Raw genomic sequence first — 499 nt, 5'->3', positions numbered from 1 at the left:
GTTTTGGTTGGTCATAAATGGGCCGATTCCGTTATTTATTATTCATTTTCAACATCTAACGCAGCCTATAGTTACACTGATTCAAGCGTGACCGACCTGCCGGCCAACTTTCGCGTTTTCACCGCACAGCAAGAGACTGCGGCGGAGTTTGCCTTGGATGGCTCGCAAAATKCCGCAGCGGTGGGTTTTTCCATCGMMGGCTTCACRCTGGCCGATATCCAGAGCCGTGGCGAAGTCGATTCCACCAGCGGCACACATATTCGCTTCGGTGGAACGACGTCCAGCACATTGCCAACGTCGCGGGTGGCCGACTTTCCCGGCAATCTCGTAACCGCCGACCCGAGTGACGACGGTGATGTCTGGATCGGCAGTGCCTATGACGGAACGACGAACGACTATCGCTTTCCCACGGCGGGAAATTACGCATGGGCTACCCATTTGCATGAAATCGGCCACGCAATGGGCCTTAAGCATCCTCATGACACCGGAGGGTCGGGCG

1 protein-coding gene is annotated in these 499 nt (G+C 55.6%); it reads left to right on the top strand.

Going from position 1 to position 499, the window contains the following annotated elements; all coding sequences use genetic code 11:
- Positions 1 to 87 precede the first annotated feature (87 nt).
- Positions 88 to 499: zinc metalloprotease (locus AC1D0P_RS28515; RefSeq protein WP_477679810.1), on the top strand; the 412-nt coding region annotated here is incomplete at its 3' end.

It is taken from the genome of Polaromonas sp. P1_G2, assembly GCF_056405515.1.
The sequence above is the reverse complement of the archived record's forward strand: the minus strand, read 5'-3'. Positions and strand labels throughout refer to the sequence as shown.